This window comes from Pseudomonas sp. RIT-PI-q (genome assembly GCF_001297125.1).
GTDB lineage: Bacteria > Pseudomonadota > Gammaproteobacteria > Pseudomonadales > Pseudomonadaceae > Aquipseudomonas.
The window spans coordinates 112008-137768 of the sequence record NZ_LHPC01000055.1; the positions used below are offsets into that span (position 1 = coordinate 112008).

The 25761-nt window shown below is 61.0% G+C and carries 29 protein-coding genes; 13 read left to right on the forward strand and 16 right to left on the reverse strand.

All coding sequences use genetic code 11. The features are described 5' to 3' along the window. Window positions 1-228: 228 nt before the first annotated feature. From AEQ67_RS29655 to AEQ67_RS29665, 3 genes are read left to right on the forward strand one after another with little or no spacing between them, the layout of a single operon-like run. Window positions 229-1044: an HDOD domain-containing protein gene (locus AEQ67_RS29655; RefSeq protein WP_177333692.1), complete on the forward strand. Its 816-nt coding sequence runs from the start codon at window positions 229-231 to the stop codon at window positions 1042-1044. A gap of 28 nt (window positions 1045-1072) precedes the next feature. Further along, window positions 1073-1885: a bifunctional DNA-formamidopyrimidine glycosylase/DNA-(apurinic or apyrimidinic site) lyase gene (gene mutM / locus AEQ67_RS29660; protein WP_059407317.1), complete on the forward strand. Its 813-nt coding sequence runs from the start codon at window positions 1073-1075 to the stop codon at window positions 1883-1885. A gap of 52 nt (window positions 1886-1937) precedes the next feature. After that, window positions 1938-2261, forward strand: coding sequence for a hypothetical protein (locus tag AEQ67_RS29665; protein ID WP_059407318.1), 324 nt, complete (start codon window positions 1938-1940; stop codon window positions 2259-2261). A gap of 122 nt (window positions 2262-2383) precedes the next feature. Here the strand turns inward: AEQ67_RS29665 and AEQ67_RS29670 are convergent, their stop codons facing one another. The 5 genes from AEQ67_RS29670 to AEQ67_RS29690 form a co-directional block, all read right to left on the reverse strand. Next, window positions 2384-2635, reverse strand: coding sequence for a YfhL family 4Fe-4S dicluster ferredoxin (locus AEQ67_RS29670; RefSeq protein ID WP_010466792.1), 252 nt, complete (start codon window positions 2633-2635; stop codon window positions 2384-2386). Between the two features lie 140 nt (window positions 2636-2775). Next, window positions 2776-3255, reverse strand: a complete 480-nt coding sequence (gene coaD, locus AEQ67_RS29675) for a pantetheine-phosphate adenylyltransferase (protein ID WP_059407319.1) — start codon at window positions 3253-3255, stop codon at window positions 2776-2778. A gap of 115 nt (window positions 3256-3370) precedes the next feature. Beyond that, complete coding sequence (locus tag AEQ67_RS29680; RefSeq protein WP_059407320.1) at window positions 3371-4966, reverse strand: GMC family oxidoreductase; 1596 nt, start codon at window positions 4964-4966, stop codon at window positions 3371-3373. 155 nt (window positions 4967-5121) lie between these two features. After that, the gene (locus AEQ67_RS29685; protein ID WP_059407321.1) at window positions 5122-5667 is read right to left on the reverse strand and encodes a hypothetical protein; all 546 of its coding nucleotides are present in this window, start codon (window positions 5665-5667) and stop codon (window positions 5122-5124) included. Window positions 5668-5693: 26 nt separating this feature from the next. Further along, window positions 5694-7124, reverse strand: a complete 1431-nt coding sequence (locus AEQ67_RS29690) for a coniferyl aldehyde dehydrogenase (protein WP_059407322.1) — start codon at window positions 7122-7124, stop codon at window positions 5694-5696. 146 nt (window positions 7125-7270) lie between these two features. On the opposite strand from AEQ67_RS29690, the gene AEQ67_RS29695 reads away from it, so the two are divergent. Together AEQ67_RS29695 and AEQ67_RS29700 are read left to right on the forward strand one after the other, a co-directional pair. Further along, window positions 7271-7942 (forward strand): TetR/AcrR family transcriptional regulator, encoded by a 672-nt coding sequence (locus AEQ67_RS29695; RefSeq protein ID WP_059407323.1) that lies wholly within the window; start codon window positions 7271-7273, stop codon window positions 7940-7942. A 45-nt stretch (window positions 7943-7987) separates the two neighbouring features. Further along, complete coding sequence (locus AEQ67_RS29700) at window positions 7988-8842, forward strand: sulfurtransferase (RefSeq protein WP_059407324.1); 855 nt, start codon at window positions 7988-7990, stop codon at window positions 8840-8842. A 120-nt stretch (window positions 8843-8962) separates the two neighbouring features. On the opposite strand, the gene AEQ67_RS29705 is transcribed toward AEQ67_RS29700, so the two are convergent. From AEQ67_RS29705 to AEQ67_RS29725, 5 genes are all read right to left on the reverse strand, one after another. Beyond that, window positions 8963-9802 (reverse strand): AraC family transcriptional regulator, encoded by an 840-nt coding sequence (locus AEQ67_RS29705; RefSeq protein ID WP_059407325.1) that lies wholly within the window; start codon window positions 9800-9802, stop codon window positions 8963-8965. Then, window positions 9792-10805: a hydrolase gene (locus tag AEQ67_RS29710; protein WP_059407326.1), complete on the reverse strand. Its 1014-nt coding sequence runs from the start codon at window positions 10803-10805 to the stop codon at window positions 9792-9794. Before AEQ67_RS29710 ends, AEQ67_RS29705 begins: the two co-directional genes overlap by 11 nt. Before the next feature lie 63 nt (window positions 10806-10868). Continuing rightward, window positions 10869-11480 (reverse strand): 16S rRNA (guanine(966)-N(2))-methyltransferase RsmD, encoded by a 612-nt coding sequence (gene rsmD / locus AEQ67_RS29715; RefSeq protein WP_059407327.1) that lies wholly within the window; start codon window positions 11478-11480, stop codon window positions 10869-10871. Then, complete coding sequence (locus AEQ67_RS29720; RefSeq protein ID WP_059407328.1) at window positions 11480-12970, reverse strand: M16 family metallopeptidase; 1491 nt, start codon at window positions 12968-12970, stop codon at window positions 11480-11482. The genes rsmD and AEQ67_RS29720 overlap by 1 nt, the downstream gene beginning before the upstream one ends. Continuing rightward, a complete protein-coding gene (locus AEQ67_RS29725; protein ID WP_059407329.1) occupies window positions 12963-14318 on the reverse strand; it encodes a M16 family metallopeptidase in 1356 nt (451 codons plus the stop codon). Before AEQ67_RS29725 ends, AEQ67_RS29720 begins: the two co-directional genes overlap by 8 nt. Window positions 14319-14661: 343 nt before the next feature. On the opposite strand from AEQ67_RS29725, the gene ftsY reads away from it, so the two are divergent. The 4 genes from ftsY to rpoH all read left to right on the forward strand — a co-directional run bounded on the left by ftsY (window position 14662) and on the right by rpoH (window position 18899). Beyond that, a complete protein-coding gene (gene ftsY / locus AEQ67_RS29735) occupies window positions 14662-16245 on the forward strand; it encodes a signal recognition particle-docking protein FtsY (protein ID WP_059407330.1) in 1584 nt (527 codons plus the stop codon). Continuing rightward, window positions 16242-16913, forward strand: a complete 672-nt coding sequence (gene ftsE, locus AEQ67_RS29740) for a cell division ATP-binding protein FtsE (protein ID WP_010466809.1) — start codon at window positions 16242-16244, stop codon at window positions 16911-16913. The genes ftsY and ftsE overlap by 4 nt, the downstream gene beginning before the upstream one ends. Then, window positions 16910-17932 (forward strand): permease-like cell division protein FtsX, encoded by a 1023-nt coding sequence (gene ftsX / locus AEQ67_RS29745; protein ID WP_059407331.1) that lies wholly within the window; start codon window positions 16910-16912, stop codon window positions 17930-17932. Before ftsE ends, ftsX begins: the two co-directional genes overlap by 4 nt. A 112-nt stretch (window positions 17933-18044) precedes the next feature. Further along, window positions 18045-18899: an RNA polymerase sigma factor RpoH gene (gene rpoH, locus AEQ67_RS29750; RefSeq protein WP_007897890.1), complete on the forward strand. Its 855-nt coding sequence runs from the start codon at window positions 18045-18047 to the stop codon at window positions 18897-18899. 205 nt (window positions 18900-19104) lie between these two features. On the opposite strand, the gene mtgA is transcribed toward rpoH, so the two are convergent. Continuing rightward, a complete protein-coding gene (mtgA, locus tag AEQ67_RS29755; RefSeq protein ID WP_059407332.1) occupies window positions 19105-19827 on the reverse strand; it encodes a monofunctional biosynthetic peptidoglycan transglycosylase in 723 nt (240 codons plus the stop codon). Window positions 19828-19901: 74 nt separating this feature from the next. Between mtgA and AEQ67_RS29760 the strand changes: the two genes are divergently transcribed. The 4 genes from AEQ67_RS29760 (at window position 19902) to trmB (ending at window position 22253) form a co-directional block, all read left to right on the forward strand. Next, the gene (locus tag AEQ67_RS29760) at window positions 19902-20273 is read left to right on the forward strand and encodes a DUF423 domain-containing protein (RefSeq protein WP_059407333.1); all 372 of its coding nucleotides are present in this window, start codon (window positions 19902-19904) and stop codon (window positions 20271-20273) included. 189 nt (window positions 20274-20462) lie between these two features. Beyond that, window positions 20463-20663 (forward strand): sulfur carrier protein ThiS, encoded by a 201-nt coding sequence (gene thiS, locus AEQ67_RS29765; RefSeq protein ID WP_161807490.1) that lies wholly within the window; start codon window positions 20463-20465, stop codon window positions 20661-20663. Window positions 20664-20723: 60 nt separating this feature from the next. Further along, a complete protein-coding gene (locus AEQ67_RS29770; protein ID WP_008068101.1) occupies window positions 20724-21518 on the forward strand; it encodes a thiazole synthase in 795 nt (264 codons plus the stop codon). A gap of 9 nt (window positions 21519-21527) precedes the next feature. Beyond that, the gene (trmB, locus tag AEQ67_RS29775; RefSeq protein ID WP_008152643.1) at window positions 21528-22253 is read left to right on the forward strand and encodes a tRNA (guanosine(46)-N7)-methyltransferase TrmB; all 726 of its coding nucleotides are present in this window, start codon (window positions 21528-21530) and stop codon (window positions 22251-22253) included. A 283-nt stretch (window positions 22254-22536) separates the two neighbouring features. On the opposite strand, the gene AEQ67_RS29780 is transcribed toward trmB, so the two are convergent. Genes AEQ67_RS29780 through metW form a run of 5 tightly spaced genes read right to left on the reverse strand, consistent with a single transcriptional unit; the run spans window position 22537 to window position 25759 of the window. Continuing rightward, on the reverse strand, window positions 22537-22860 hold the full coding sequence (locus AEQ67_RS29780; protein ID WP_059407334.1) for a DUF3392 family protein: 324 nt from the start codon (window positions 22858-22860) through the stop codon (window positions 22537-22539). A gap of 22 nt (window positions 22861-22882) precedes the next feature. Further along, window positions 22883-24088, reverse strand: coding sequence for a radical SAM family heme chaperone HemW (gene hemW / locus AEQ67_RS29785; RefSeq protein WP_059407335.1), 1206 nt, complete (start codon window positions 24086-24088; stop codon window positions 22883-22885). Beyond that, window positions 24085-24681: an RdgB/HAM1 family non-canonical purine NTP pyrophosphatase gene (gene rdgB / locus AEQ67_RS29790; protein ID WP_059407336.1), complete on the reverse strand. Its 597-nt coding sequence runs from the start codon at window positions 24679-24681 to the stop codon at window positions 24085-24087. Before rdgB ends, hemW begins: the two co-directional genes overlap by 4 nt. Next, window positions 24678-25112 carry a DUF4426 domain-containing protein gene (locus AEQ67_RS29795; RefSeq protein ID WP_059407337.1) on the reverse strand — a complete coding sequence of 145 codons (435 nt, stop codon included), beginning with the start codon at window positions 25110-25112 and terminating at the stop codon, window positions 24678-24680. Before AEQ67_RS29795 ends, rdgB begins: the two co-directional genes overlap by 4 nt. Window positions 25113-25138: 26 nt before the next feature. Beyond that, complete coding sequence (gene metW, locus AEQ67_RS29800) at window positions 25139-25759, reverse strand: methionine biosynthesis protein MetW (RefSeq protein ID WP_059407338.1); 621 nt, start codon at window positions 25757-25759, stop codon at window positions 25139-25141. Window positions 25760-25761 lie beyond the last annotated feature (2 nt).

Consider the following 25761-nt stretch of genomic DNA (forward strand, 5'->3'; position numbering starts at 1 on the left):
GCGGGCAAGCCTCGCGCCTACAAAGGGCGCGTAAACCCTGTAGGAGCGAGGCTTGCCCGCGAAGGCCATTTCGAATACCACGCCGACGATGAAACTTCAGGCGATGTGCCAGCCAAGGTGTCGGATCCAACTTCATAAAGGTTAGAATCTGCGCCTGACCCAGAGTGTGTACCTATGTCCCAAGAGCTGACCACCGAACAGATTCAACAGTCCCTGCAAGGCATCAGCGTGCCGGCCCAGCCGCAGATCATGGTGGATTTGCAGATGGAGCAGTACATGCCCGACCCGGATCTGGAGGTGATCGCGAAGCTGATTTCCCAGGACCCTGGCCTCTCTGGTTCCTTGTTGAAAATCGTCAACTCGCCGTATTACGGCTTGAGTAACAAGATCGCCTCGATCCAGCGTGCGGTGAACCTGCTGGGCAGCCGTTCGATCATCAACCTGATCAACGCGCAGTCGATCAAGGGCGAAATGAACGACGACACCATCGTCACCTTGAACCGTTTCTGGGACACCGCTCAGGACGTGGCGATGACCTGCCTGACCCTGGCCAAGCGTATCGGTGTCCAGGCCGGCGATGAAGCGTATGCACTGGGCCTGTTCCACGATTGCGGTGTGCCGCTGATGCTCCAGCGCTTCCCCAACTATATGACCGTTCTGGAAGAGGCCTACGCCAGCGCCAGTGCTGAATGCCGGGTGGTCGACACCGAGAACCGATTGTTCAATACCAACCACGCGGTGGTCGGGTATTACACGGCCAAATCCTGGCGCCTGCCGGAGCACGTGAGTACAGCCATTGCCAATCACCATAATGCTCTGGCGATTTTCAGCGATGATTCGTCGCGCAACAGCCAGCTGAAAAACCTGCTGGCGATCCTGAAAATGGCCGAGCATATTTGTGCTTCATACCGGGTGTTGGGCAATCAGAAAGAAGACCACGAATGGAATAGCATCGGGCCATTGGTGCTCGATTACCTGGGGCTGTCGGACTACGACTTCGAGACCCTCAAACAAACGATCCGCGACCTCGGCGCTCACCGCTGAGTGCCCGACAGCCTGATTCGAGAGCCCCATGCCTGAACTGCCAGAAGTCGAAACCACCCGTCGCGGGATTGCACCGCACCTGGAAGGCCAGCGCGTCAGCCGGGTGATCGTGCGCGACCGGCGCCTGCGCTGGCCGATTCCCGAGGACCTGGATGTGCGGCTGTCCGGTCAGCGCATTGTGCTGGTGGAGCGGCGCGCCAAGTACCTGTTGATCAATGCCGAGGTTGGCACACTGATCAGCCATTTGGGCATGTCAGGGAATTTGCGTCTGGTGGAAGTCGGCCTGCCGGCCGCCAAGCATGAGCACGTGGACATCGAGCTGGAATCCGGCCTGGCCCTGCGCTACACCGACCCGCGTCGGTTTGGTGCGATGCTCTGGAGCCTCGATCCGCTGAACCACGAACTGCTGATTCGCCTGGGGCCGGAACCGTTGACTGATCTGTTTGATGGCGACCGATTGTTCCAGCAGTCCCGTGGGCGATCGATGGCGGTCAAGCCGTTCATCATGGACAACGCGGTGGTGGTGGGCGTCGGCAACATCTACGCCACCGAAGCGCTGTTTGCTGCCGGTATCGACCCGCGTCGGGAGGCCAAGAGCATTTCCCGGGGGCGATACCTGAAGCTGGCCATCGAGATCAAACGCATTCTGGCTGCCGCCATCGAGCGCGGCGGCACGACGTTGCGGGACTTTATCGGCGGTGACGGTCAGCCGGGGTATTTCCAGCAGGAGCTGTTCGTGTACGGCCGCGGCGCTGAGCCTTGCAAGGTCTGTGGGACGGAGCTGCGGGAAGTGAAACTCGGGCAGCGCGCCAGCGTCTTTTGCCCGCGCTGTCAGAGCTGAGGCGCATAGGTCTATAGTCAGTGTTCTCACTGCCTAGCCGAAGGACCGTGCCATGAACCTGTTTCGAACCCTTGCCGTTGCGCTGCTGCTGAGCGTCGGTGCACCCGCGCTGGCGGCAAACAGCGGCAGCGGCGACCCGCGTTACACCATCCAGAATCCCCCGGCGTACGCCATGCTCGGCGACTTGCTGATTGCCCGACCCTTGTTGGTCGTGGCGACGGTGATCGGTGCCGGGGCGTTCATCGTGTCGTTGCCGTTTACCGCGCTGGGCGGCGGCGTTGGCGATGCGGGTCAGGCGCTGGTGGTTGATCCGGCGAAAGCCGCATTTGTGCGGTGCCTGGGGTGTATCGGCGAGGGGTTTGAGCAGCGGGAGTGATGTCAGTTACATCTTTGGTGTGTTAGATGGCCTCATCGCGGGCAAGCCCGCTCCCACAGGTATGCGCGGACCTTGTGGGAGCGGGCTTGCCCGCGATGGCGTCAGGACAGACACCGTAATGATCAAGCCTTGCCGGTAATGATCCGGTACTTCGCCATCAACTGTTCTTCAGTCTCCGGATGCGCCTCGTCCAGTGGAATGCAATCCACCGGGCACACTTGCTGGCACTGAGGTTCGTCGTAGTGGCCGACGCACTGCGTACACAGGTTCGGGTCGATCACGTAGATCTCCTCGCCCTGGGAAATGGCGGCGTTCGGGCACTCGGGTTCGCAGACGTCGCAGTTGATGCAATCGTCGGTGATGATCAGGGACATGCTAACTCCAGCCGGGGCGGCGGGCCCGGGCGTAATAAACCAATGCACACAATTGTGCCGCATTGGCGCTGCAGGAGCCAGCTTGTCAGCCGCACCGCGTTGTATTGATCGCTGGCAAGCCAGCTCCTACAGTCCGGGTACTACTTCTTGAATCGAAGTGTTAGGGCGTCCGCCACTGCCGGGTGGACAAACTTGGTGATATCGCCGCCCAGGGCTGCGATTTCACGCACCAGCGTCGAGGAAATGAACGAATAACGCTCGGATGGTGTAAGAAACAGACTTTCCACATCCGGCGCCAGTTGTCGGTTCATGTTGGCCAGCTGGAATTCGTATTCGAAGTCCGACACCGCGCGCAAACCACGCAGGAACACGTTGGCGTTCTTCTCTTTGGCAAAGTGCGCCAACAGCGTCGAGAAGCCCACGACTTCAACGTTCGGCAAATGTTTAGTGACCTCGCGGGCCAGCGCCACACGCTGTTCCAGGGGAAACAACGGGTTTTTCTTCGGGCTGGCGGCGACGGCGATGATCACATGATCGAACAGGCGCGCGGCGCGTTCGACCAGATCGCCATGGCCCTTGGTAATAGGGTCGAATGTACCTGGGTACAACACTCGGTTCATCGCGTCGTCCTGGCGGGAGTCCGTTGGGGAGTCGGATGGTATCGCAGCCTTCCCGGTCGGCCAAGTCGCCTTTTGGGTAAGAAAGCACTATAGACGATACGAATATTCTCCGTTTTCATGGATTTTTCAAACGTTCGGCCAAAGACGTTGCCAGTTGCGCCGTCAGCCCGTAGACCGACAATTGCGGGTTTGCGCCAATGCTGGTGGGGAAGAGCGAGCCGTCATGAATCGACAGATTCGCCAACTGATGATGCCGGCCGAGGCTGTCGGTCACGGCATTTTTCGGGTCTTCGCCCATCGCACAACCGCCCATCACGTGGGCGCTGCCCAGGCGGGTACGGTACAACTCAAGGCTCAAACCGTCGATCAACGTGCGCGCTTCGGCCAGGGTTTTCACGTAGCGAGCATCGGCATGCATCGGCATGACTGCGTTGGCGCCGCCAGCGAACTGAATCTCGGCCATGCTGTGGAACGCCCGGCGCAACCCGTCCCAGGCGTAAGGTGAAACCTGATAATCGAGCACCGGTGTGCCATCGCCGCGCAGTTCCACGCTGCCACCGGGGCTGTCCGGGTGAAAACCGTCTCGCAGCAATGCCAGCATGGCGTGGGTGTGGGGCAGGTGCTCCATGTGCTGGGCGTTTTCCTTGCCGAAGCCGCCCAGCAGGGTCGTGGCCAGCGCCGGGTGCAGCGGCGGCACCTCCAATTTGTAGGACATCTTGCCGGTGGTGCCGTCCTGCCATTGGAAATGGTCGGAGTAAATCGACTGCGGCGCACCGTAGAACGGGTTGATCACCTCGTCGAACAGCCCGGCAGACATGTTGACCAAATGCAGGAAGGTCCGTTTGCCCAGCCGTTTGTGCGGATCCGGCGCCTCGGAGCGCAACAGCAGCGCCGGGCTGTTGATCCCGCCACCGGCCAGCACGTAATGCCGCGCCTTGACCGTAATCGCCTTGCCCGTCGGGGCGACGCAGCGCTCATCCATCGCCACGCATTGCAGGCCGGTGACTTTGCCGTCCTTGATCGAGAGCTTCTCGGCGCGGGCCAGGTAGAGCAACTCACCACCCTTTTCCAGCGTCGCCGGAATGGTCGTCACCAGCATCGATTGCTTGGCGTTGGTCGGGCAGCCCATGCCGCAGTAGCCGAGGTTCCAGCAGCCGCGCACGTTGCGCGGGATCACGTGCCAGGCGTAGCCGAGTTTTTCGCAGCCTTTGCGGATCACATCGTTGTTGGCGTTCGGCGGAACCATCCACGGCGCGACACCCAGGCGTTGTTCCATTTTCTCGAACCATGGCGCCATCTCCGCCGGGCTGTGGCCTTTGACGTTGTGCTCTTTGGCCCAGTGGTCGAGGGTCGGGTCTGGCGTGCGAAAACTCGACGTCCAGTTGATCAGCGTGGTGCCGCCGACCGCCCGGCCCTGGAGGATGGTGATCGCGCCGTCCTTGCTCATGCGGCCGATGCCTTCCTGATAAAGGCTGGTGTAGGCCTGGTCTTCGAGCAGCTTGAAGTCGCTGCTGGTCTTGAGCGGGCCTTCCTCAATCAGCAACACCTTGTAGCCGGCGGCGCTGAGGATTTCGGCCGTGGTCCCGCCACCGGCGCCGCTGCCGATGATCGCCACGTCCGCTTCAAGGGTCAGGTCCTGGGTCAGTTGCGAACCGTTGTAAGTTTTCCAGCCACGGGCCAGGCCTTCGCGGAACGGATCGGGTACGGGCATGTTCAGGTTCTCTTGTTATTTTGGTTTCGGTGGTGAGGTGACTGGCGTCATCGCGGGCAAGCCCGGCTCCCACAGGACTTGAGGTGGATCCCCCTTTTGTGAACGACACAAACCCTGTGGGAGCCGGGCTTGCCCGCGATAGGGTCGCCTCGGTTTCAAACCGTTGGCGGTCCGGGATACCCGCAATGCGCCCACGAATCCGCGCGGCTGTACCAGGCCATCATCACCAGTTGCTGCAGCGAGCTGTGGCCCATGCGCAGCAGGCTCAGCGAACTGTTTTCCCAGCGATCGAGAAAGTGCCGGATCTCATCGCCACTGGCGTTTTCCCAACTACCCCAGATCCCGGTCAGTGGCCCTCGCGTCACGGCCATCCCCAGTACATCGAACAATTGCTGGGTCAGCTTGAGCATTTCCGGCGACAGATGATTCAGCGCGTTATCCAGGCAGTGCAGGGTTTCACCAACGGCCGACGGCATCTTTTCAACCGCCACGGCGCCGTCGAGCATCACCGGGATCAGCGCCCGCAGAAACGACAGATCAGCACTGCGCAGAATGGCAAAACCGCTGGCCGGGATGCTCGACGAGCAGCCGCTGAGGCTCGCGCCCAAACCGGCCGTGGCCAGGAAAGCACTGGCGCCGAGGCTGAATTTAAGCAGGCCGCGCCGTGACAGCGCGGGTGTATCGGACAGGCTTGGGCTCATTATTGTTATTACCCGAAGGGTGATCGTTAGCGGATAAACAGCTTCTGGATGAGTTTTTGAATGGTTTTGCCATACGGCGGGTAGATCAGTTTCGCCGCGTTGAACCGCTGTTTGATCAGCACACCTTTGGCCTTGCTGAAGGTCAGGAAACCTTCGTGGCCGTGGTAATGGCCCATGCCCGAGGCGCCGATGCCGCCGAATGGCATATCGTCCTGCGCGACGTGCAGCAGGGTGTCGTTCAGGCACACGCCGCCGGAATGGGTTTCATGCAGCACGCGGTTTTGCTCACGCTTGTCATAGCCGAAGTAATACAGCGCCAGTGGGCGAGGGCGTTGGTTGATGTAGGCAAACGCCTGATCCAGATCCTTGTACGGAACGATTGGCAGCAGCGGGCCGAAGATTTCGTCCTGCATCACCGTCATGTCGTCGCTGACGTTGAGCAGCAGGCTGTGGCCCATGCGCCGGCCCTGACCCTGGTCGAACAGCGGAATCAGCAGCGCGCCCTTGCTGGTGGCGTCGCTGAGGTAGCCGTTGAGTCGCGCCAGTTGTCGGTCATTGATGATGGCGGTGTAGTCCGGGTTGTCGGCCAGTGTCGGATAAAACCCGCGAACCGCCTCGCGATAGGCTTCGACGAAAGAACCGACGCGGTCTTCCGGCACCAGAACGTAATCCGGGGCGACACAGGTTTGCCCGGCGTTGAGCGTCTTGCCGAACGCGATGCGTTCGGCGGCATCCTTGAGCGGCACATCGCGGGAAACGATGGCCGGGGACTTGCCGCCCAGTTCGAGGGTTACCGGCGTCAGGTTCTCGGCCGCCGCGCGCATCACATGCTTGCCGATGCTGGTGGCGCCAGTGAAGAGCAGGTGATCGAAACGCAAGCGGGAGAACGCCACGCCGATGTCGGCCTCGCCGAGCACCACGCAAACCAGGTCCTGGGGAAAGATTCGGCCCAGCAGTTCCTTGAGCAGCAAACCGGTGGCGGGGGTCGATTCGCTGAGTTTGAGCATCACCCGATTGCCCGCCGACAACGCGCCCACCAATGGGCCGATGGCCAGGTACAGCGGGTAGTTCCACGGCACGATCACCCCGACCACGCCCAACGGTTGATAAACGACCTTGGCCGAGGCGGGCTGAAAGGCGATGCCGACCTTGCGCCGTGACGCTTTCATCCAGCCTTTGAGGTGCTGGCTGGCGTAATGAATGCCGTGCAGGCTGGGCATCAGTTCGGCGAGCAGGGTTTCATCGGCACTGCGGTGGCTGAAGTCCTGGCTGATCGCGCCGATCAGGGATTGACGTTCGCTGCTCAACATATCCCGTAACGCTTTGAGCCATTGCTGGCGCTGGGCTGCCGGCGGCATCGGGTGGGCGGCATAGGCCGTGCGCTGGGCATCGAACAGGGCTTGGAGTTCTTCCAGTGGCTGCTGTAGGTTCTGCAGGTAGGAGATGTCAGCAGTCATGGTCGGCTCCGGATTTATTGTAATGAGGAACTTTTTAGAGTCTATGCTCTAAAAAGTCAAATGGCATCCTCGCGCAGCTTTGTTTTATCCGCTGGCGGATAGGTCGTAAGATGCCCGTCAACGCACTCTGAATTAAAGCCCAAGCCATGGCCCCCAGGATCAAAACCAGCGAGCGCATCGTGCAGAACAGCCTGGAGCTGTTCAATCAGCAGGGCGAGCGCAGCATCAGCACCAACCACATTGCTGCCCATATGGAAATTTCCCCGGGCAACCTGTACTACCACTTCGCCAACAAGCAGGCGATTATCGCCGTGCTGTTCAGCGAGTACGAAAGCCTGGTAGACAGCTTCCTGCGCCCACCCCAGGGCCGCGCCGCCACGGTTGAAGACAAGCGTTTCTACCTCCAGGAATTGCTGGCCGCGATGTGGCGCTACCGGTTTTTGCATCGCGATCTTGAGCATTTGCTCGACAGCGATCCCGAGTTGGCCGCCCGTTATCGACGCTTTTCCCAGCGCTGCCTGATCCACGGCACGCACATTTACGCGGGCTTCGTCGAGGCCGGGATCTTGCAAATGGACAAGGTGCAGATCGAATCCCTGACCCTTAATGCCTGGATCATCCTGACGTCGTGGGTGCGTTTTTTGTGCACCACGCGGGAAAATTCCCGTCACCTGAGCGAACAGGCGATCAAGCGTGGGGTGTATCAGGTACTGGTGCTTGAGGCCGGCTTTGTCACGGATCAAGCGCGCGATGCAGTCAACGCGCTGTTCGAAGAGTTTTATGTGCCGTTGGCCCAGGCCCTGGAAGAAGTGGGATAGAAAGTGCAGTAGGATCAAGCATCGCCTTAATCACAGGAGCCCCTTATGCCCATTGCGCAATTGATCAGCCCGCAAGCGTTGGACTTGAAAAAGGACGCGCCCGGGCTGGTGATTCTGGATTGTCGTTTTGCCCTCGAAGACCCCGACTACGGTCAGCGCAGCTATGCCGAAGGGCATATCGCCGGGTCGAGCTTTGCCGATCTTGAGCGTGATTTGAGCGGGGCAGTGGTCAAGGGTGTGACCGGGCGCCATCCGTTGCCTGAACCGGAAGACCTGATCGAGCGCCTGCAAGCCTGGGGCATCAACGCCGACAGCGAGGTGATTTTGTACGACGACGGCCCGGGTGCCTTCGCGGCGCGGGCCTGGTGGTTGCTGGCCTGGCTGGGCAAGCGTGACGGCGTGTTCATCCTCGATGGCGGGCTCAAGGCGTGGCACGCGGCGGGATTGCCGCTGAGCCTCGATGCACCGCACATCGAACGTGGCACGTTTGCCGGGACACCGGACAACGCGCTGGTCTTGAGCGCCGAGCAGCTCCAGCAACGTCTCGGCCAGCCCGCCCTGACCTTGATCGATGCCCGCGCCTTGCCGCGCTTCAAAGGTGAAGTGGAGCCGATCGATCCGATTGCCGGGCACATTCCTGGTGCGCAATGTGCGGCGTTCACCGAGAACCTGGGCAGCGACGGGCGTTTTCTGCCGGCTGACCAGCTCAAGCAGCGCTTTGCGGCGAAGCTCGGTGACCGCTCGCCGAACGATCTGGTGGCGTATTGCGGTTCGGGTGTGACGGCTTGCCACAACCTGTTTGCCCTGTGCCTGGCGGGTTATCCGTTGGGTTCGTTGTATGCCGGGTCGTGGAGCGAGTGGATCAACGATCCCGCGCGCGGCATCGCCATCGGCGAGTAAACACCGTCCAAATGTGGGAGCGGGCTTGCTCGCGAAGGCGGTCTAACATTCAACATCTCTGTTGTCTGGCACACCGCTTTCGCGAGCAAGCCCGCTCCCACATTTGGATTTGTGTCGGCCTCAACTTCGGGGTAATTGCCGGGCGCTGCGATACGCCCCCGGCCCCACCCCGTAAACCTGCTTGAACTGCCGACTCAGATGGCTCTGGTCGGCAAAGCCCAATTGCATGGCCACTTCCAGCGGTAAACAACCGCCCTGTAACAACGCCCGTGCCCGAGCGATGCGCTGCTGCATCAGCCAGGTGTGCGGCGGCATGCCCGTGGCGCGGCGGAACACCCGGGCGAAGTGGAAGGGCGAGAGGTTCACCGCCGCCGCCAGTTCTTCCAGAGAGGGTGGCGCCGCCAGTTGCGCATGCAGCAGGTCCTTGGCCAGGCTCACGGCACGGTGTTCCTTGCCGGGTTTGCCGGCAATCGGCACCGCCGCATGACGTTGCAGCAGCAACAGCATCATTTCCCGCCACACCGTTTGCTGTTGCAGGGCCGTCGACGGATTTTCCAGCAGGCGATGCAGTTGGCAGAAGCCCTTCACCAGATCCGGGTCGCGATACAGGGTCGCGCCAAACATCGGCAAGTTGTCGGTCGGCAGTTCCAGCTCGGCCAGCAACGACAGAATCTGCTCACTGTCGGGATAAAACGCCCGGTACAACCAGCCGTCTTCCGTGCCTTTGTGCCCGGTGTGCAACTCATCGGGATTGATCAGCACCAGCGTGCCGCTTCCCGCCAGATGTTCGGCGCCGCGATAGCGATAACGCTGGGCGCCGGCCATGATCATGCCGATCACATAGCCGTCATGCACATGGGGCGCGAAACGGTGCTCGATGTAGCGCGCCGACAACAATTCGACCCCGGCCAACGGCGCCGTTTGCCAGAAGCGGATCGACTCGCCCTGGTCAGCGTCCATGGCCTGACTCGCGACGGGTGGCGGCCAGCCACTGCGGAATGCGCCGTTCCAGGTAGTAGCCCGGTCGCCGGAACGTGCCGTCGACGAAGCCGACATGCCCGCCCTTGGCTTGCAGCTCGAATTGGGTGCAGGCGGACAATTCGTCGGCGTGCGGCAGGCTGTGGGGAAAGACGAAGGGGTCGTCTGCCGCCTGAATAATCAGCGTCGGCGTACGGATCTCGCCGAGAAAATAGCGACTCGAGGCGCGGCGATAGTAATCCTCGGCGTCGACGAAACCGTTCAGCGGCGCCGTCACCCGGCCGTCGAAATCCCAGAACGTGCGCATGTTTTCCAGCGAACCCAGCGCGGCCAGTGCCGCCAGCCCATCCTCACGCCCGTCATGTTGGAACTGGCGCTGCTTGTTCTTGATGTAGGCCAGCATCTCGCGCATGAAGTGCGCCTGATAGACCTTGGAAAATCCCTGGCCGATGCGGTCGGCGCAGTGATCGAGGCGAAACGGCACCGACACCGCCACTGCACCGAGTACGCCGCTGTCGCTGCCGGTCTCGCCCAAATGCTTGAGCAGGACATTGCCGCCCAGGGAATAACCGACCGCATACAGCGGCGCCAAAGGGCGTTTGCAGCGCAGGTGTTTGATGGCTTCGGCCAAGTCTTCACTGGCGCCGGAATGGTAGCTGCGCGCCAGCAGATTGGGTTCGCCCGAGCAGCCGCGCCAGTTCAACGCAACGCTGGCCCAGCCTTGGGCACCCAGCGCTTTTTGGACGCCGGCCACGTAAGGTGAGTTCGATGAGCCGGTCAGCCCGTGCAGCACCAGCACCAACGGCGCATTGGCGCTGTGCGGGCCGTGCCAGTCGAGGTCGAGAAAGTCGCCATCTTCAAGCCACAAGCGTTCGCGCTGGCGTTCAATGTGCGTGGTTTTGCGCCACAGCGGTCCCCACAACGTCTGCAAGTGCGGGTTGCCGAGGCCGAAGGCGGGGGTGAAGCGTTCTGGCGGATGGGACACGATTACTCTCGATGCAGCGGCGCGCACCTCGGCTGAGGCCCGCGCCTTGTTCAGGCCGGTCGATTAACCGGCGATCTCTGCCATACGTTGCCACAACGAGTAGTAGACGCGCCCGGATTTCTGCTCACGGTGCAGGCGCCAGTTGCCTGGCAAACCCAGGGTAGATGGCGCGTTTTCGCTTTCAGTGTAGATCCAGGCCTCGTCCGCCAGCCATTGACGCTCTTCCAGCAGCGTGCAGACGGCGGGCAACAGATTCTGGTTGAACGGCGGATCGAGGAACACCAGGTCGTAGGCGGAGGCGGTCTGGGTTTCCAGGTAGCGCAATGCATCGGCTGTCTGAATCTGGCCAGTGGTGCAACGCAACGTGCCCAGGTGTTCCTTGATGCTGGACACCGCGATGTTGCTGGCGTCCAGCGCCTGGCCCAGCGCTGCGCCACGGGACAATGCCTCGAGAAACAACGCGCCGCTACCGGCGAATGGATCAAGCACCTTGGCCCCGGCAATGTAAGGCGCGAGCCAGTTGAACAGGGTTTCACGCACCCGGTCCGGCGTTGGGCGCAGGCCCGGTGCATCGGGGAAGCTCAGCTTTCGGCTGCGCCATTCACCACCGATGATGCGCAGTTGGTTCACACCGTTGTGCACGTTGTGAACGGGTTTTTTAGGACGAGTGGCCATTAATGCTCCGGAACCCCGAGCGGTTGCTCGGCAGGTTTATCAGTTGGGGCCGGTAACGGCTTTTGCGGCACGGTCGGGCCAGCGCTGACGATGACCATTTTGTCCGTGCTCAGATGTTTGTTCAGTGCGGCTTTGACTTGCTCGACAGTCAGGCTCTGGGACTGTTGCATGAAGTCTTCCAGGTAGCTCAACGGCAGGTTGTAGAAACCCATGGCGCCGAGTTGACCCACGATGTCGGCATTGCTGGCGGTGGACAGCGGGAAGCTGCCGGCCAGTTCACGCTTGGCGTCGTCGAGTTCTTTTTCGGTCGGGCCGGTTTTAAGGTAGTCGGCGAGCACGTCCTGCACCAGCTTCAAGGTGCCTTCGCTCATCTCGGCACGGGTTTGCAGGTTGATCATGAACGGACCGCGCGCCTGCATCGGGGTAAAACCCGAATACACGCCATAAGCCAAGCCACGCTTTTCACGTACTTCGCTCATCAGTCGGGTGCCGAAACCACCGCCACCCAGGATCTGGTTGCCCAGAGACAGTGCGGCGTAGTCCGGATCGTCACGGTCGATGCCCAGTTGCGCAAGCATCAGGTTGGTCTGCTTGGACGGAAACTCGATGTGGCCGATGCTGGCTTTCGGTTCTTCCGGTTGCGGGATTTTCGCCAGTGCCGGGCCTTTTGGCAGCGCGCTGGAGACTTGAGCGGCAATCGCTTCGGCCTCGGCGCGGGACAGGTCGCCCACCAGTGCAATCACCACGTTGCCGGCGGCGTAGGCTTTCTCATGGAAGGCCCGCATTTGCGCCACGGTAATCGCTGGAACGGTTTTCGCCGTACCGTCGCTGGAATGCGCATACGGGTGATCGCCGTACAAACGGTTCATCAGTTCCAGGCTGGCCAGCTTGCCAGGGTTCTGTTTCTGGTATTCGAAACCGGCGAGCATCTGATTCTTGATGCGTGCGAATGAATCGGCGGGGAAGGTCGGTTTGCCGACCACTTCCGAGAACAGTTTCAGCGCCGGCTCACGTTTGTCCGCGGCACTGAGGCTGCGCAGGGAAGCCAGGGCCATGTCCTTGAATGCGCCGTTGCTGAAGTCGGCTCCCAGCCCTTCGAAACCTTGGGCAATCGCGCCCACGTCCTTGCCGGCCACCCCTTCGTTGAGCATGGCGTTGGTCAGCAGGGCCAGGCCCGGTGCATCGCCGTCCTGGCTGCTGCCGGCGGCGAAGATCAGGCGCATGTCGAACATCGGCAGCTCGCGAGCTTCGACGAACAACACTTTCGCGCCTTCGGCGGTGTTCCAGCTCTGAACGTCCAGATTGCGGCGGCTCGGTGCTTTGCCGTCGAGTTCTGCCAGCGATTGCAGCTTCTGGCTGGACTTGGCTTTGTCGAGGGCTTCGCTGGCCTTGGAATCGTCGCTTTTCGACAGATAGAAGGCCGCGGAGCCGATCAGTGCGACGGCGATCAGGCCGATCAAGGCCAGACGTGGTTTTTTACGCTCACTCATGAGTCGTCTCCAGTGGCAGTACATGGGCGACGCTGAGACGTTCGCGGGTGAAATACAGCTTGGCGGCGTTCTGGATGTCTTGCGGGGTCACGCTTTCCAGTTCGGCGAGTTCGGTGTCCATCAGTTTCCACGACAGGCCGACGGTTTCCAGTTGGCCGATCGCGGTGGCCTGGCTGGTGATCGAGTCACGCTCGTAGACCAGGCCGGCAATGACCTGCGCGCGCACGCGTTCCAGTTCTTCGGCGGACGGCGCGGTGGTTTTCAGCTGTTCCAGCAACTTCCACAGACCGGCTTCAGCCTGGGCCATGGTTTTCTTCTTCTGGGTGTTCGGTGTCGCCGACAGGGTGAACAGACTGTCGCCGCGGGTGTAGGCGTCGTAGCTCGACGAACCGCCGGACACCAGCTCTTCACCGCGCTCCAGTTGCGCCGGAATGCGCCCGCTGTAGCCGCCGTCGAGCAGGGCCGAGATCAGGCGCAAGGCGTGCACCGGGCGCTTGTCTTCAGCGGTGGCGATGCTCGGCACGTTGAAGGCGAGCATCAGGCTCGGCAATTGGGTTTGCACGTGCAGGGTGATCTGGCGTTCGCCGGGCTCGGCCAGTTCTACCGGGATTTTCGCGGGCGGTACGGCACGCTTGGCGATCGGGCCAAAGTAGCGCTGGGCCAGGGTTTTGACTTCGTCCGGGGTTACGTCGCCCACTACCACCAGGGTCGCGTTATTCGGCACGTACCAGGATTCATACCAGTGGCGCAGCTCCTCGACCTTCATGCGGTCCAGGTCAGCCATCCAGCCGATGGTTGGCGTGTGGTAGCCGCTGGCCGGGTAGGCCATGGCCTTGAAGCGCTCATAGGCCTTGGACATTGGCTTGTCGTCGGTGCGCAGGCGACGTTCTTCTTTAATGACTTCGATTTCGCGGGCGAACTCGTCAGGTGGCAGACGCAAGCTGGCCATGCGGTCGGCTTCCAGCTCGAAAGCCACGCCCAGGCGATCACGGGCCAGCACCTGGTAATACGCGGTGAAGTCGTCGCTGGTGAAGGCGTTCTCTTCGGCGCCGAGGTCGCGCAGGATCAACGACGCTTCGCCGGGGCCGACTTTCTCGCTGCCCTTGAACATCATGTGTTCCAGGGCATGGGACAAACCGGTCTGACCCGGAGTCTCGTAGCTGGAGCCGACCTTGTACCAGACCTGGGAAACCACCACCGGCGCCCGATGGTCTTCGCGCACGACGACCTTCAAGCCGTTATCGAGGGTGAATTCGTGGGTGGGTTGTGGATCGGCAGCCAGGGCCGAGAGGGGCAGACAAACTGTGCTGAGCAGCAGGCCTGCAGCGCGGCGGGCTAAAGCATTCATTCGTTTTTAAACCTTTGGGGCTGCCCGCTTGGTCTTAGCGTCAGCGGGCGAGAGGGTGCTAGGATACTGATCCGTTTTACTGGCGGCCACGCCTATCAGGCCTTTGCGTTTGATCAGGTTGAATGGGTTTGCGGCAGAAAGCTGTGGTTTATCAACTAAACTCTGCTTTTTCGCCGATTTTGCCGCTCCAGTCCTTCGTGAAATCGTTTTTGCAGGGCGCCATTTGCACCCCGATAAAATGTTGCGCGTGAACAAGCTGGGTCAATCGCAGTCTGTTCTGCATCGAATATTTATTTGCCGAGGCGCCTGTTGGCGCGTCGCTACCGTGAGATCGCCGTCCTCCATGTTTGGTTCCAACGCCGACAAGAAGAACCCAGCTGCGGCTGGCGAGAAGAAAAGCCTGTTCGGATGGCTGCGCAAAAAGCCGCAGGAACCCGTCGTCGAACAGCCACAGCCACTTCCTGAGCCAGCCCCAGCGCCGGTAATAGAAGAAGAGCCGGCACCGATTGTCTTGCCGTTCGCCGAGCCGGTGTTGCAACCGCTGGTCGAGGCTGAACCTGATGTGGTCGCCGAAGTCGTGCCCCCGGCGCCGCTGACCCCTGTGGCCGAGCCATGGCTGACGTTGCCGGTAGCGGAAGAACCGGTGGCATTGGTCGAAGATGAGCTGGCGCCGCACGTTACTCCGCCGATCCCCGCTCCGACTGCGTTCAGTCCAGAGCCGGTTCGGCCGCTAGTGGTTGAGCCGGTTGTTGTCGCGCCGGTCGTTGTGGCCGAGCCTGGGCCGGTTGTTCCAGAGCCTGTGGCTCCTGCGTTTGTTGCTCCGGTTGCTCCGGTTGCTCCGGTTGTCCCGGTTGTCCCGGTTGCTCCACTTGCTCCCGCTGGCCCGGTTGTTCAAGCGCCTGAGCCTGCACCTGCACCGGTCATCGCTCCCGTTGTCGCCGCGCCTGTCGCGCCCGCCGAAACCCCAGTCGAGCCTGCGCGCACCGAAGAAACCAAAGCCGGTTTCTTCGCCCGCCTCAAGCAAGGCCTGTCCAAGACCAGCGCCAGCATCGGCGAAGGCATGGCCAGCCTGTTCCTGGGCAAGAAGATCATCGATGACGAGTTGCTCGAAGACATCGAAACCCGTCTGCTGACCGCCGACGTGGGCGTCGAAGCCACGTCCGTGATCATTCAGCGCCTGACGCAGAAAGTCGCCCGTAAAGAGCTGGCCGATGCCGATGCGCTCTACAAGTCCCTGCAAGCTGAACTGGCGGCCATGCTCAAGCCGGTTGAGCAACCGCTGAAAATCACCTCGCAGAACAAGCCGTTCGTGATTCTGGTCGTCGGCGTCAACGGCGCCGGCAAGACCACCACCATCGGCAAGCTGGCGAAGAAGCTGCAGCTCGAAGGCAAGAAAGTCATGCTCGCCGCCGGTGACACCTTCCGTGCCGCCGCGGTCGAGCAATTGCAGGTCTGGGGCGAGCGTAACAAGATCCCGGTCATCGCCCAGCACACCGGCGCCGACTCGGCTTCGGTTATCTTCGACGCCGTGCAAGCCGCCAAGGCCCGGGGCATTGATGTGTTGATCGCCGACACCGCCGGTCGTCTGCACACCAAAGACAACCTGATGGAAGAACTGAAAAAGGTTCGCCGGGTCATTAGTAAGCTCGACGCCGACGCCCCTCACGAGGTGCTGTTGGTGCTCGACGCCGGTACGGGGCAGAACGCGATCAGCCAGGCCAAACAGTTCAACCAGACCGTCGAACTGACCGGCTTGGCGCTGACCAAGCTCGACGGCACCGCCAAGGGCGGGGTGATTTTCGCCCTGGCCAAGCAGTTTGGCCTGCCGATTCGCTACATCGGCGTTGGTGAAGGCATCGATGACTTGCGTACTTTTGAAGCAGAACCCTTTGTCCAGGCACTGTTTGCCGAGCGGGAGCGTTCATGATTCGTTTCGAACAGGTCGGTAAACGCTACCCGAACGGTCACGTCGGCCTGCATGAGCTGAGCTTTCGAGTCCGTCGGGGCGAATTCTTGTTTGTCACCGGCCATTCCGGTGCCGGTAAAAGCACCTTATTGCGGCTGTTACTGGCCATGGAGCGTCCGACCACCGGCAAATTGCTGCTGGCCGGCCAGGACCTCGCCACCATCAGCAACGCGCAGATTCCTTACCTGCGCCGGCAGATCGGCGTGGTGTTCCAGAATCATCAGTTGCTGTTCGATCGCACGGTGTTCAACAACGTCGCACTGCCGTTGCAGATCCTCGGTCTGTCGAAGGCCGAGATCGTCAAGCGCGTGGATTCGGCACTCGAGCGCGTGGCGTTGTCGGACAAGACCGATCTGTACCCCGGCGACCTGTCCACCGGTCAGCAACAGCGTGTCGGCATTGCCCGCGCCATCGTTCACCGCCCGGCCTTGCTGCTGGCGGACGAACCGACCGGTAACCTCGACCCGCGCCTGGCCGCCGAAATCATGGGCGTGTTCGAAGACATCAACCGGCTGGGCACCAGCGTGCTGATCGCCAGTCACGACCTGGCACTGATCGCCCGTATGCGTCATCGCATGCTGACCCTGCAACGCGGCCGATTGATCGGCGACGGGGAGGCGGGCGTATGAGTGCGACACGCAGCCCCAAGGTGTCCGAGCGCGTAGCGCCGAAGGCCGCCGATCCACAGCCGCAGAAGAAAAAGCGCGACGATGATGACGGCCCGGACTTCGCCACGCTGTTGCGCGCCTGGATAGAAAGCCATCGCGCCAGTCTGGTCGACAGCTTGCGCCGCTTGGGCAAGCAGCCTATCGGCAGCTTTTTCACCTGCATGGTGATGGCGGTCGCGCTGAGCCTGCCAATGGGCCTGTCACTTTTGCTAAGCAACGTCGAGCGTCTCGGCGGTTCCTGGCAGCGTGCGGCGCAGATTTCCCTGTACCTGCAAATCGAGGCCAGCCCTGCGGAGGGCGAGTCGCTGCGCGAGCAGATCAAGGGTATGCCGGGTGTAGCGGATGCGGAGTACGTCGGTCGGGATCAGGCGCTGGAAGAGTTCCAGCAGCAGTCCGGTCTGGGCGAGGCGCTCAAGGAGTTGCCGGAAAACCCGCTGCCGGGCGTGGTTCTGGTGACGCCGAACGAAGTCGACAAGCCGGCCCTTGAAGCATTAAGACAAAAACTTTCCGAGTTGCCGAAGGTGCAACAGGCGCAACTTGATCTAGTCTGGGTCGAGCGTCTGGCAGCCATCCTCAAACTGGGTGACCGTTTTGTCTTTGGTCTGACCGTGCTGCTGGTTTCTGCATTACTTTTGGTGATAGGCAATACCATTCGTCTTCATATTGAAAACCGCCGCACAGAGATAGAAGTGATTAAACTCGTGGGCGGCACTGACAGCTATGTGCGCAGGCCCTTTCTGTATATGGGTGCGCTTTATGGCTTCGGTGCGGGGATTCTTTCCTGGGGGGTATTGGCGTTTGGCCTGGATTGGCTGAACGATGCAGTGGTTGGCCTGGCCGGTTTGTACGGCAGTGATTTCGCGCTGGCCGGCGTGCCAGTTGCCGACGGTCTGTCGCTCTTGCTTGGCGCGGTGCTGTTGGGGTATATCGGTGCATGGATTGCAGTCGCACGCCACCTGCGGGAGCTTGCGCCGAAGTAATATCATTTTGCTCGTATTGACCTTTCAGCGTTTTTGGGAACTTGTCTTTCGGTTTCCGGTCAATTTTCGCAGTGCTGAACTGCACGAGTTTGTAAGTGGGAGGTTTTTTCGTATGACCAATTCTTTGCAACCTGCATATGCTCTGGTCCCGGGTGCGAACCTGGAGGCCTATGTGCACACCGTGAACAGCATTCCATTGCTGACGCCGGAGCAGGAGCGTGAACTGGCCGAGAGTCTCTATTATGAGCAGGATTTGGGGGCGGCTCGGCAGATGGTGCTCGCCCACCTGCGTTTTGTAGTACATATCGCCCGTAGCTATTCCGGCTACGGCCTGGCTCAGGCTGACCTGATCCAGGAAGGCAACGTCGGCCTGATGAAGGCCGTGAAGCGCTTCAACCCGGAAATGGGTGTGCGTCTGGTTTCGTTCGCTGTGCACTGGATCAAGGCGGAAATTCACGAGTTCATCCTGCGCAACTGGCGCATTGTGAAAGTCGCGACCACCAAGGCCCAGCGCAAGCTGTTCTTCAACCTGCGCAGCCAGAAGAAACGCCTGGCGTGGCTGAACAACGAGGAAGTCCACCGTGTGGCGGAAAGCCTCGGCGTAGAGCCGCGGGAAGTGCGCGAGATGGAAAGTCGCCTGACCGGCCATGACATGGCCTTCGACCCGGCCGCGGAAGCGGACGACGACAGTGCTTTCCAGTCGCCGGCCAACTACCTGGAAGACCACCGGTACGACCCGGCCCGTCAACTGGAAGATGCCGATTGGAGCGATAACTCCAACCACAACCTGCACGAAGCGCTGGAAGTGCTGGACGACCGCAGCCGTGACATCCTCTACCAGCGCTGGCTGGCAGAAGAAAAAGCCACGCTGCACGACCTGGCGCAGAAGTACAACGTGTCGGCCGAGCGTATTCGTCAGCTTGAGAAGAGCGCGATGAACAAGCTCAAGTTGTCGATCGCCGCATAACCTGCGCGCCGGCAATAAAAAACGCCCCGATCATTGATCGGGGCGTTTTTGTTTGTGCTGAGTTTCTAGCTTCACCTTGGCCCCTGTGGGAGCGGGCTTGCCCGCGATAGCGGTGTGTCTGTGACTGTTGTGTTGACTGACACAACGCCTTCGCGGGCAAGCCCGCTCCCACAGGGATCTTCAGCGTTCAGAAAGTAGTGTTCGACTATTGAGCCCAAGGTGCCCGGCGCGAATCGTTGAGGCCCAGCAGATAGCTGTCGCCGCCCAACTGGCTCATCTGCTGCCGAATCCAGCCTGCACGTCTCGCTACGTACGAAGTTGGATGGCTGGCGCTCCACACGCGTGGATTGGGCAATACGGCGGCCAGCAAGCTCGATTGCTGACGGCTCAGATTTTTAGCGCCAACACCAAAGTGATGCCTCGCCGCAGCCTCTGCGCCAAACACCCCTTCATCCCACTCGACGCTGTTGAGGTACACCTCAAGAATCCGCTGCTTGGGCCAGAACACTTCAATCAACCCGGTAAACCAGGCCTCCAGGCCCTTACGCAGCCAGCTGCGACCCGACCAGAGAAACAGGTTTTTCGACACCTGCTGACTCAAGGTGCTGGCACCGCGAATCGAACCGCCGCGCTCGTTATGGGCAAATGCCGCCTGAATCGCACCGATATCGAAACCCCAGTGCTCGGAAAACTTCTGGTCTTCGCCGGCAATCACCGCGACTTTCAGGTCGTCGGAGATTTCATCCCAAGGCTTCCAGGTGCGTTGCAAGTCGATGGGCTCGCCGTCGAACCAGGATTCGACCTTGCGCTCGACCATCAGCGCCGTGCCCGGCGGTGGCACCACGCGAAATATCAGAACCAGCAATACGCTGCCGCCCGCGAACCAGAGCAGGGCCTTTGTGAATCGTCGCAGAAATAAACGCAGCATAGAGATGGCTTGGCCGAACCCGTTGAGCGGGCCATTATACAGACCCTGTTGATCGAGACTGACTGGAGTTCTTCATGCTGCGTGGCTTTCTGATGCTGGCCGCTTTTTTCGGCTTCACCGGTGTTGGCCTGGGGGCGTTCGCGGCCCATGGCCTGAAAAACCGTCTGACGCCCGAGTACCTGGCGATTTTCCATACCGGCGTCACCTATCAGCTGGTGCACACCTTGGCGATGCTGGGTGTGGCGCTGCTGGCCACGCAGATTCCCGGTCGATTGATTACGTGGGCCGGTGCGTCCTTTGCCATTGGCATCCTGTTGTTTTCCGGCAGCCTGTACCTGCTGACGATCACTGGCGTCAGCAAGCTTGGGATCATCACGCCCTTCGGCGGCCTGGCCTTCCTGATCGGCTGGCTCTTCCTGGGCCTGGCCGCCTGGCGCCTGGCCTGACCCTGTAGGAGCGAGCTCGCTCGCGAAAAACGCCAACGATAACGCGTGGTGCCTGGATAAACGCGTTGCCGAGACGTTTTTCGCGAGCAAGCTCGCTCCTACAGGGTTGTGTTTCAAGACGAATGGCTTGGGTCACCAAGACTGATCGGGCTAGAATGCCAGCCCCTAAAAATGATGGCGGCATTCGGTATGCGCATTCAGTTGAACGGCGAATCCCTTGAACTGCCCGACGGTGAAACCGTTGCGGCCCTGCTGACCCGTCTGGAACTGACCGGACGCCGGGTGGCGGTCGAACTCAATCTGGATATCGTCCCGCGCAGCCAGCACGCTGACACCACGCTGAACGACGGCGATTGCGTCGAAGTGGTGCATGCCATCGGCGGTGGCTAGTCGTCCGGCCCTTAGGGGCACAGAATTCTGCAAGAACCTCACTCCTACAGAGGATTTCCCATGAGCATCGTTCGTAGCGACAAGCCCTTCGTCCTGGCCGGTCGTACTTACCAGTCGCGTTTGCTGGTAGGTACTGGCAAGTACCGTGACATGGAAGAAACCCGCCTGGCCATCGAAGCCTCGGGTGCCGAGATCGTCACCTTCGCCGTGCGCCGCACCAACCTCGGCCAAAATCCGGGCGAACCGAACCTGCTCGAAGTCCTGTCGCCGGATCGCTACACCTTCCTGCCGAACACTGCCGGTTGTTTCGACGCTACCGAGGCTGTGCGCACCTGCCGCCTGGCCCGTGAGCTGCTCGGCGGCCACAACCTGGTGAAGCTGGAAGTGCTGGCGGACCAGAAAACCTTGTTCCCCAACGTGATCGAAACCCTCAAGGCCGCCGAAGTGCTGGTCAAGGAAGGTTTCGACGTGATGGTCTACACCAGCGATGACCCGATCATCGCCCGTCAACTGGCGGAAATCGGCGTTATCGCGGTCATGCCGCTGGCCGGTCTGATCGGTACAGGCCTGGGGATCTGCAACCCGTACAACCTGCAGATCATCCTCGAAGAAGCCAAGATTCCTGTGCTGGTCGACGCCGGTGTCGGTACGGCTTCCGACGCCACCATCGCCATGGAACTGGGTTGCGAAGCAGTGCTGATGAACTCGGCCATCGCCCATGCCCAGCAGCCGATCATGATGGCTGAAGCCATGAAACACGCCATCGTCGCGGGCCGCCTGGCCTACCTCGCCGGCCGCATGCCGAAAAAACTCTATGCCAGCGCCTCCTCGCCGCTGGATGGTCTGATCAAGTAAGAGCCATTGATGACTGAATCAAACGACACGCCTATCCAGACGGAAGAAGGCGACGAGCGCCAACACCGCCGCATCAAGAGTTTTGTGATGCGCGCCGGACGCATGACCGAAGGCCAGCAACGCGGTCTGGAGCAGGGCACGCCGCTGTTCGTGCTGCCGCTGGCCGATGCGCCGGTGGACTTCGATCAGGTGTTCGGCCGTTCGGCGCCGCGTTCCCTGGAAATCGGTTTCGGCATGGGCCATTCGCTGCTGGAAATGGCCGCGGCTTCGCCGGAGCAGGATTTCATCGGCGTGGAAGTGCACCGTCCGGGTGTCGGCGCACTGCTCAATGGCGTGCTGACACAAGGCCTGACCAACTTGCGCGTCTACGATTGCGACGCGATCGAAGTGCTCAATCGTTGCGTGGCTGACAACAGCCTCGATCGCCTGATGCTGTTTTTTCCGGACCCGTGGCACAAGAGCCGCCACCACAAGCGTCGTATCGTTCAGGCGTCGTTCGCTGAACTGGTGCGCAGCAAGTTGAAGGTCGGCGGTGTGCTGCACATGGCCACCGACTGGGAACCGTACGCCGAGTACATGCTGGAAGTGATGAACGTCGCACCGGGTTATCGCAACCTGGCTGAGGACGGCAAATGCGTCCCGCGCCCGGCCGAGCGCCCGATCACCAAGTTCGAACGCCGCGGCGAACGTCTCGGGCATGGCGTGTGGGACCTGAAGTTCGAGAAACAGTCCTAAACGGTAATACCAAAACCTGTGGGAGCGGGCTTGCCCGCGATGGGGTCATAACATTCAACATCTATGTTGACTGTTAGACCGCGATCGCGGGCAAGCCCGCTCCCACAGTTGTTTTCGGTTGTAGCTGAGGTCTGCGACAACGCCGCGCCGGGCCGGGACGACATAACCCTGTAGGAGCGAGGCTTGCCCGCGAAGGCGTCGTGTCAGTCAATGATGATGGGGACTGATACGACGCCTTCGCGGGCAAGCCTCGCTCCTACGGGCTGTGGGTTTTTTTTGGGATTCAGCGGCGGGCGGCGACGACGCCGATCAGCACCAGCACCACCCGCAACACCGGGGCCAGGCTGGAGTTGTTGAACTGGCTCAGGCCTTTGATGACCCCCGGGGCGGCGGTGATCAGCGCCGCGCCGCTGCCGATCATGCACAGCAGCGCTAGCAGCGGGACGCGCAAGGCGCCGGCGATGCTGCCCAGGCGTGCGTCGACCCAGCCTTTGATATCCGCGCCAAACAGCACCAGCAGACAGCCCACCAGCGCCAGGGCGATTTCCGACAGGTTGCTGCGGCTCCAGCGGGAGGCGGTGGCGAGCAGGTCGAGTATCAAATCCATTCGTTTTCCCTTAAGGCTGAAATCAGCTCAGAAATGTCTGCAGCAAGTCGTTGAGAAAGAGTTGTCCGCGCATCGTGGCCACCAGACGTGACGGTTCGACCTGCAACAAGCCACTTTGTTCGGCGACCCGACGGCCTTCGGCAAGGCTTTCCAGCGTCATCCCGGTGCGCTCCGGGTACAGTCGTGATTCGACGCCTTCAGTCAGGCGCAAGGCGTTCATCAGGAACTCGAACGGCATCTCTTCGTTGGTCAGGGCTTTCTCGCCAGCCTTGAAGCTTTTGGCCGGGTTGAGGTAATCCTTCGGCAGCCGCGTCTTCCAGGTACGGACGATGCGCCCGTCCGGGTGACTGAGCTTGCCGTGGGCGCCGGCGCCGATGCCGATAAAGTCGCCGAAACTCCAGTAATTGAGGTTGTGCCGCGCCGGACGACCGGGCTGGGCATAGGCCGAGACTTCGTATTGCGCGTAACCGTGCTCGGCCAGCAGCGCCTGACCGGCTTCCTGAATGTCCCACAGCATGTCGTCTTCCGGCAGCGTCGGGGGCTGGTTCCAGAACACCGTGTTCGGCTCCAGGGTCAGCTGATACCAGGACAAGTGCGTCGGCTTCAGGGCGATGGCCTGGCGCAAGTCGCTCAGGGCGTCGTCCAGGGACTGATCGGGCAAACCGTGCATCAGGTCCAGGTTGAAGTTATCGAACCCGGCCTGACGGGCCATGCCGGCGGCACGTACCGCTTCGTCACCGTTGTGGATTCGGCCGAGGGCCTTGAGTTTCTCTTCCTGAAAGCTCTGGATGCCGATTGACAGGCGATTGATGCCGAGCTTGCGGTAAGCGACGAACTTCTCTTGCTCGAACGTGCCCGGATTGGCTTCCAGGGTGATTTCGATGTCGCTGGCAAATGGAATGCGTTGTTCGACGCCTTTGAGCAAGCGGCCCAAAGCTTGGGCGCTGAACAGGCTCGGGGTGCCGCCACCAAAGAAAATCGAGCTCAACTCACGGCCATAGACGGCGTGCAGGTCTTGATCGAGATCGGCCAGCAGCGCGTCCACATACTCTTCTTCCGGCAGCACCGGGCTGGCGGTGTGGGAGTTGAAGTCGCAATAAGGGCATTTGCGCACACACCACGGGATGTGGATGTACAACGCCAAGGGCGGCAGCACAGGCAGGGCCGCCCGGGGAGATTGCGCGGCGCCACCGAAAATCAGTGGCGACGCGGACGATTCACGGGTCATTTCAAGCCCAGACGCTGGCGCAGCAGATCCATTGCACGGGCGCGGTGGCTGATGAGGTTCTTGTCGCTCGGGCTCAGCTCGGCACTGGAACAATCACGCTCCGGCACCCAGAACAGCGGATCGTAACCAAAACCGTGCTCGCCGCTGGCCTGGGTCAGGATGCGCCCGTGCCACAGGCCTTCGCAGAGAATCGGCAACGGATCGTCGGCGTGACGCACCAGCGCCAGAACGCAAACGAACTGTGCACCGCGTTCGGCCTCAGGCACGTCTTTCAACACGTCGAGCAGCTTGGCGTTGTTCGCGGCATCGCCCTTGCCGTCGGCGTAGCGGGCCGAGTAGATGCCCGGTGCACCGCCAAGGAAATCCACCGCCAGCCCCGAATCGTCGGCCAGTGCCGGCAGACCGGAAATGCGCGCGGCATTGCGGGCCTTGAGGATGGCGTTCTCGACGAACGACAGGCCGGTTTCTTCAGGCTCGATGTTGCTGAACTCGCCGATCGAGCGCAGGTGCACCGATTCGCCGAGCATGGCCTGGAGTTCCTTGAGTTTGCCGGCGTTGTGGCTGGCCAGTACGAGTTGCGTGAAATTGATCATTCGCCGGGGAAGAGCTCTTGGTTGAAATTGATGGTGTTGATTTTGTCACCATTCTGCACCTTGATCTCGAAGGTGCGGATTTCCTGCTGATCCACCGGGTATTGCGCGATGTAGTAGACCGCGCCTTGTTCGGTGATCTGTTTAAATTTCAGCGGGACGCTTTGGCTGGTGAGGTCTTTGACCGTACCGTTGACTTCAGCGGTCAGGGGCTTGCCGTCCTTGAGCACGGAAACGTTGATCACACCCTGGTTCTTGCTGCGTGTCAGTCCGGCCGCTTTGGCAATGTCCGGTGTCAGGAAGGTCGAGTTGAAGGTGTTGTAGTGCACCGTCACGTCGCCGAAGGTTTCCTTGCGTTCGCCCTTGATGACGTCGGCGGCCATGGCGGTGACGCTCAGGCAGGCAGTAAGTAAAAACAGCGCTAGACGACCCATGTTCGTTCTCCTCGAAGTGTCGCTGTTCAGACCGCGACCTTGTGGTCTTGCAGCCCTGGGCTGCTGACGCGGTAAATGCCGATTTCACCTAATAGATTAGGCCATAGCTTACTGGCCCACCCGTGGCGGTGCTGTTGATCTACGGCAAGCCGATCAATGACCTTGGCTTCACGTTCGAGGCACAACGCTTCAAAGTCCGCGAAGGTGCAGAAGTGGATGTTCGGCGTGTTGTACCAGGTGTACGGCAGAAACTCGGAAACCGGCATCCGGCCCTTGCTCGCCAGATACCAGCGGCAGCGCCAGTGACCGAAATTGGGGAAGGTGATGATGCATTGCCGACCGACGCGCAGCATTTCGTCGAGGATCTTGTCCGGGTAGTGCACCGCTTGCAGCGCCTGGGTCATGACCACGATGTCGAAGCTGTTGCTGGCAAAGTTGCCCAGGCCCTTGTCCAGGTCCTGCTCGATGACGTTGATGCCCTTGGCCACGCACTCGGCGATGTTGTCCGGGTCGTTTTCCAGGCCATAGCCGGTGACTTGCTTGTTGTCGCGCAGCCAGGTCAGCAACTCGCCGTCACCGCAACCGAGGTCGAGCACGCGGCTGCCGGCGGGGATCCATTCCTGGATGATTTCCAGATCAGCTCTCATGG

Bases quoted from the DNA above. Each gene is read 5' to 3' on its own strand.
- mutM (WP_059407317.1), top strand. From the start codon at position 1,073: ATGCCTGAACTGCCAGAAGTCGAAACCACCCGTCGCGGGATTGCACCG.
- AEQ67_RS29665 (WP_059407318.1), top strand. From the start codon at position 1,938: ATGAACCTGTTTCGAACCCTTGCCGTTGCGCTGCTGCTGAGCGTCGGT.
- AEQ67_RS29670 (WP_010466792.1), bottom strand. From the start codon at position 2,635: ATGTCCCTGATCATCACCGACGATTGCATCAACTGCGACGTCTGCGAA.
- coaD (WP_059407319.1), bottom strand. From the start codon at position 3,255: ATGAACCGAGTGTTGTACCCAGGTACATTCGACCCTATTACCAAGGGC.
- AEQ67_RS29680 (WP_059407320.1), bottom strand. From the start codon at position 4,966: ATGCCCGTACCCGATCCGTTCCGCGAAGGCCTGGCCCGTGGCTGGAAA.
- AEQ67_RS29685 (WP_059407321.1), bottom strand. From the start codon at position 5,667: ATGAGCCCAAGCCTGTCCGATACACCCGCGCTGTCACGGCGCGGCCTG.
- AEQ67_RS29690 (WP_059407322.1), bottom strand. From the start codon at position 7,124: ATGACTGCTGACATCTCCTACCTGCAGAACCTACAGCAGCCACTGGAA.
- AEQ67_RS29695 (WP_059407323.1), top strand. From the start codon at position 7,271: ATGGCCCCCAGGATCAAAACCAGCGAGCGCATCGTGCAGAACAGCCTG.
- AEQ67_RS29700 (WP_059407324.1), top strand. From the start codon at position 7,988: ATGCCCATTGCGCAATTGATCAGCCCGCAAGCGTTGGACTTGAAAAAG.
- AEQ67_RS29705 (WP_059407325.1), bottom strand. From the start codon at position 9,802: ATGGACGCTGACCAGGGCGAGTCGATCCGCTTCTGGCAAACGGCGCCG.
- rsmD (WP_059407327.1), bottom strand. From the start codon at position 11,480: ATGGCCACTCGTCCTAAAAAACCCGTTCACAACGTGCACAACGGTGTG.
- AEQ67_RS29720 (WP_059407328.1), bottom strand. From the start codon at position 12,970: ATGAGTGAGCGTAAAAAACCACGTCTGGCCTTGATCGGCCTGATCGCC.
- AEQ67_RS29725 (WP_059407329.1), bottom strand. From the start codon at position 14,318: ATGAATGCTTTAGCCCGCCGCGCTGCAGGCCTGCTGCTCAGCACAGTT.
- ftsY (WP_059407330.1), top strand. From the start codon at position 14,662: ATGTTTGGTTCCAACGCCGACAAGAAGAACCCAGCTGCGGCTGGCGAG.
- ftsE (WP_010466809.1), top strand. From the start codon at position 16,242: ATGATTCGTTTCGAACAGGTCGGTAAACGCTACCCGAACGGTCACGTC.
- ftsX (WP_059407331.1), top strand. From the start codon at position 16,910: ATGAGTGCGACACGCAGCCCCAAGGTGTCCGAGCGCGTAGCGCCGAAG.
- rpoH (WP_007897890.1), top strand. From the start codon at position 18,045: ATGACCAATTCTTTGCAACCTGCATATGCTCTGGTCCCGGGTGCGAAC.
- mtgA (WP_059407332.1), bottom strand. From the start codon at position 19,827: ATGCTGCGTTTATTTCTGCGACGATTCACAAAGGCCCTGCTCTGGTTC.
- AEQ67_RS29760 (WP_059407333.1), top strand. From the start codon at position 19,902: ATGCTGCGTGGCTTTCTGATGCTGGCCGCTTTTTTCGGCTTCACCGGT.
- thiS (WP_161807490.1), top strand. From the start codon at position 20,463: ATGCGCATTCAGTTGAACGGCGAATCCCTTGAACTGCCCGACGGTGAA.
- AEQ67_RS29770 (WP_008068101.1), top strand. From the start codon at position 20,724: ATGAGCATCGTTCGTAGCGACAAGCCCTTCGTCCTGGCCGGTCGTACT.
- trmB (WP_008152643.1), top strand. From the start codon at position 21,528: ATGACTGAATCAAACGACACGCCTATCCAGACGGAAGAAGGCGACGAG.
- AEQ67_RS29780 (WP_059407334.1), bottom strand. From the start codon at position 22,860: ATGGATTTGATACTCGACCTGCTCGCCACCGCCTCCCGCTGGAGCCGC.
- hemW (WP_059407335.1), bottom strand. From the start codon at position 24,088: ATGACCCGTGAATCGTCCGCGTCGCCACTGATTTTCGGTGGCGCCGCG.
- rdgB (WP_059407336.1), bottom strand. From the start codon at position 24,681: ATGATCAATTTCACGCAACTCGTACTGGCCAGCCACAACGCCGGCAAA.
- AEQ67_RS29795 (WP_059407337.1), bottom strand. From the start codon at position 25,112: ATGGGTCGTCTAGCGCTGTTTTTACTTACTGCCTGCCTGAGCGTCACC.
- metW (WP_059407338.1), bottom strand. From the start codon at position 25,759: ATGAGAGCTGATCTGGAAATCATCCAGGAATGGATCCCCGCCGGCAGC.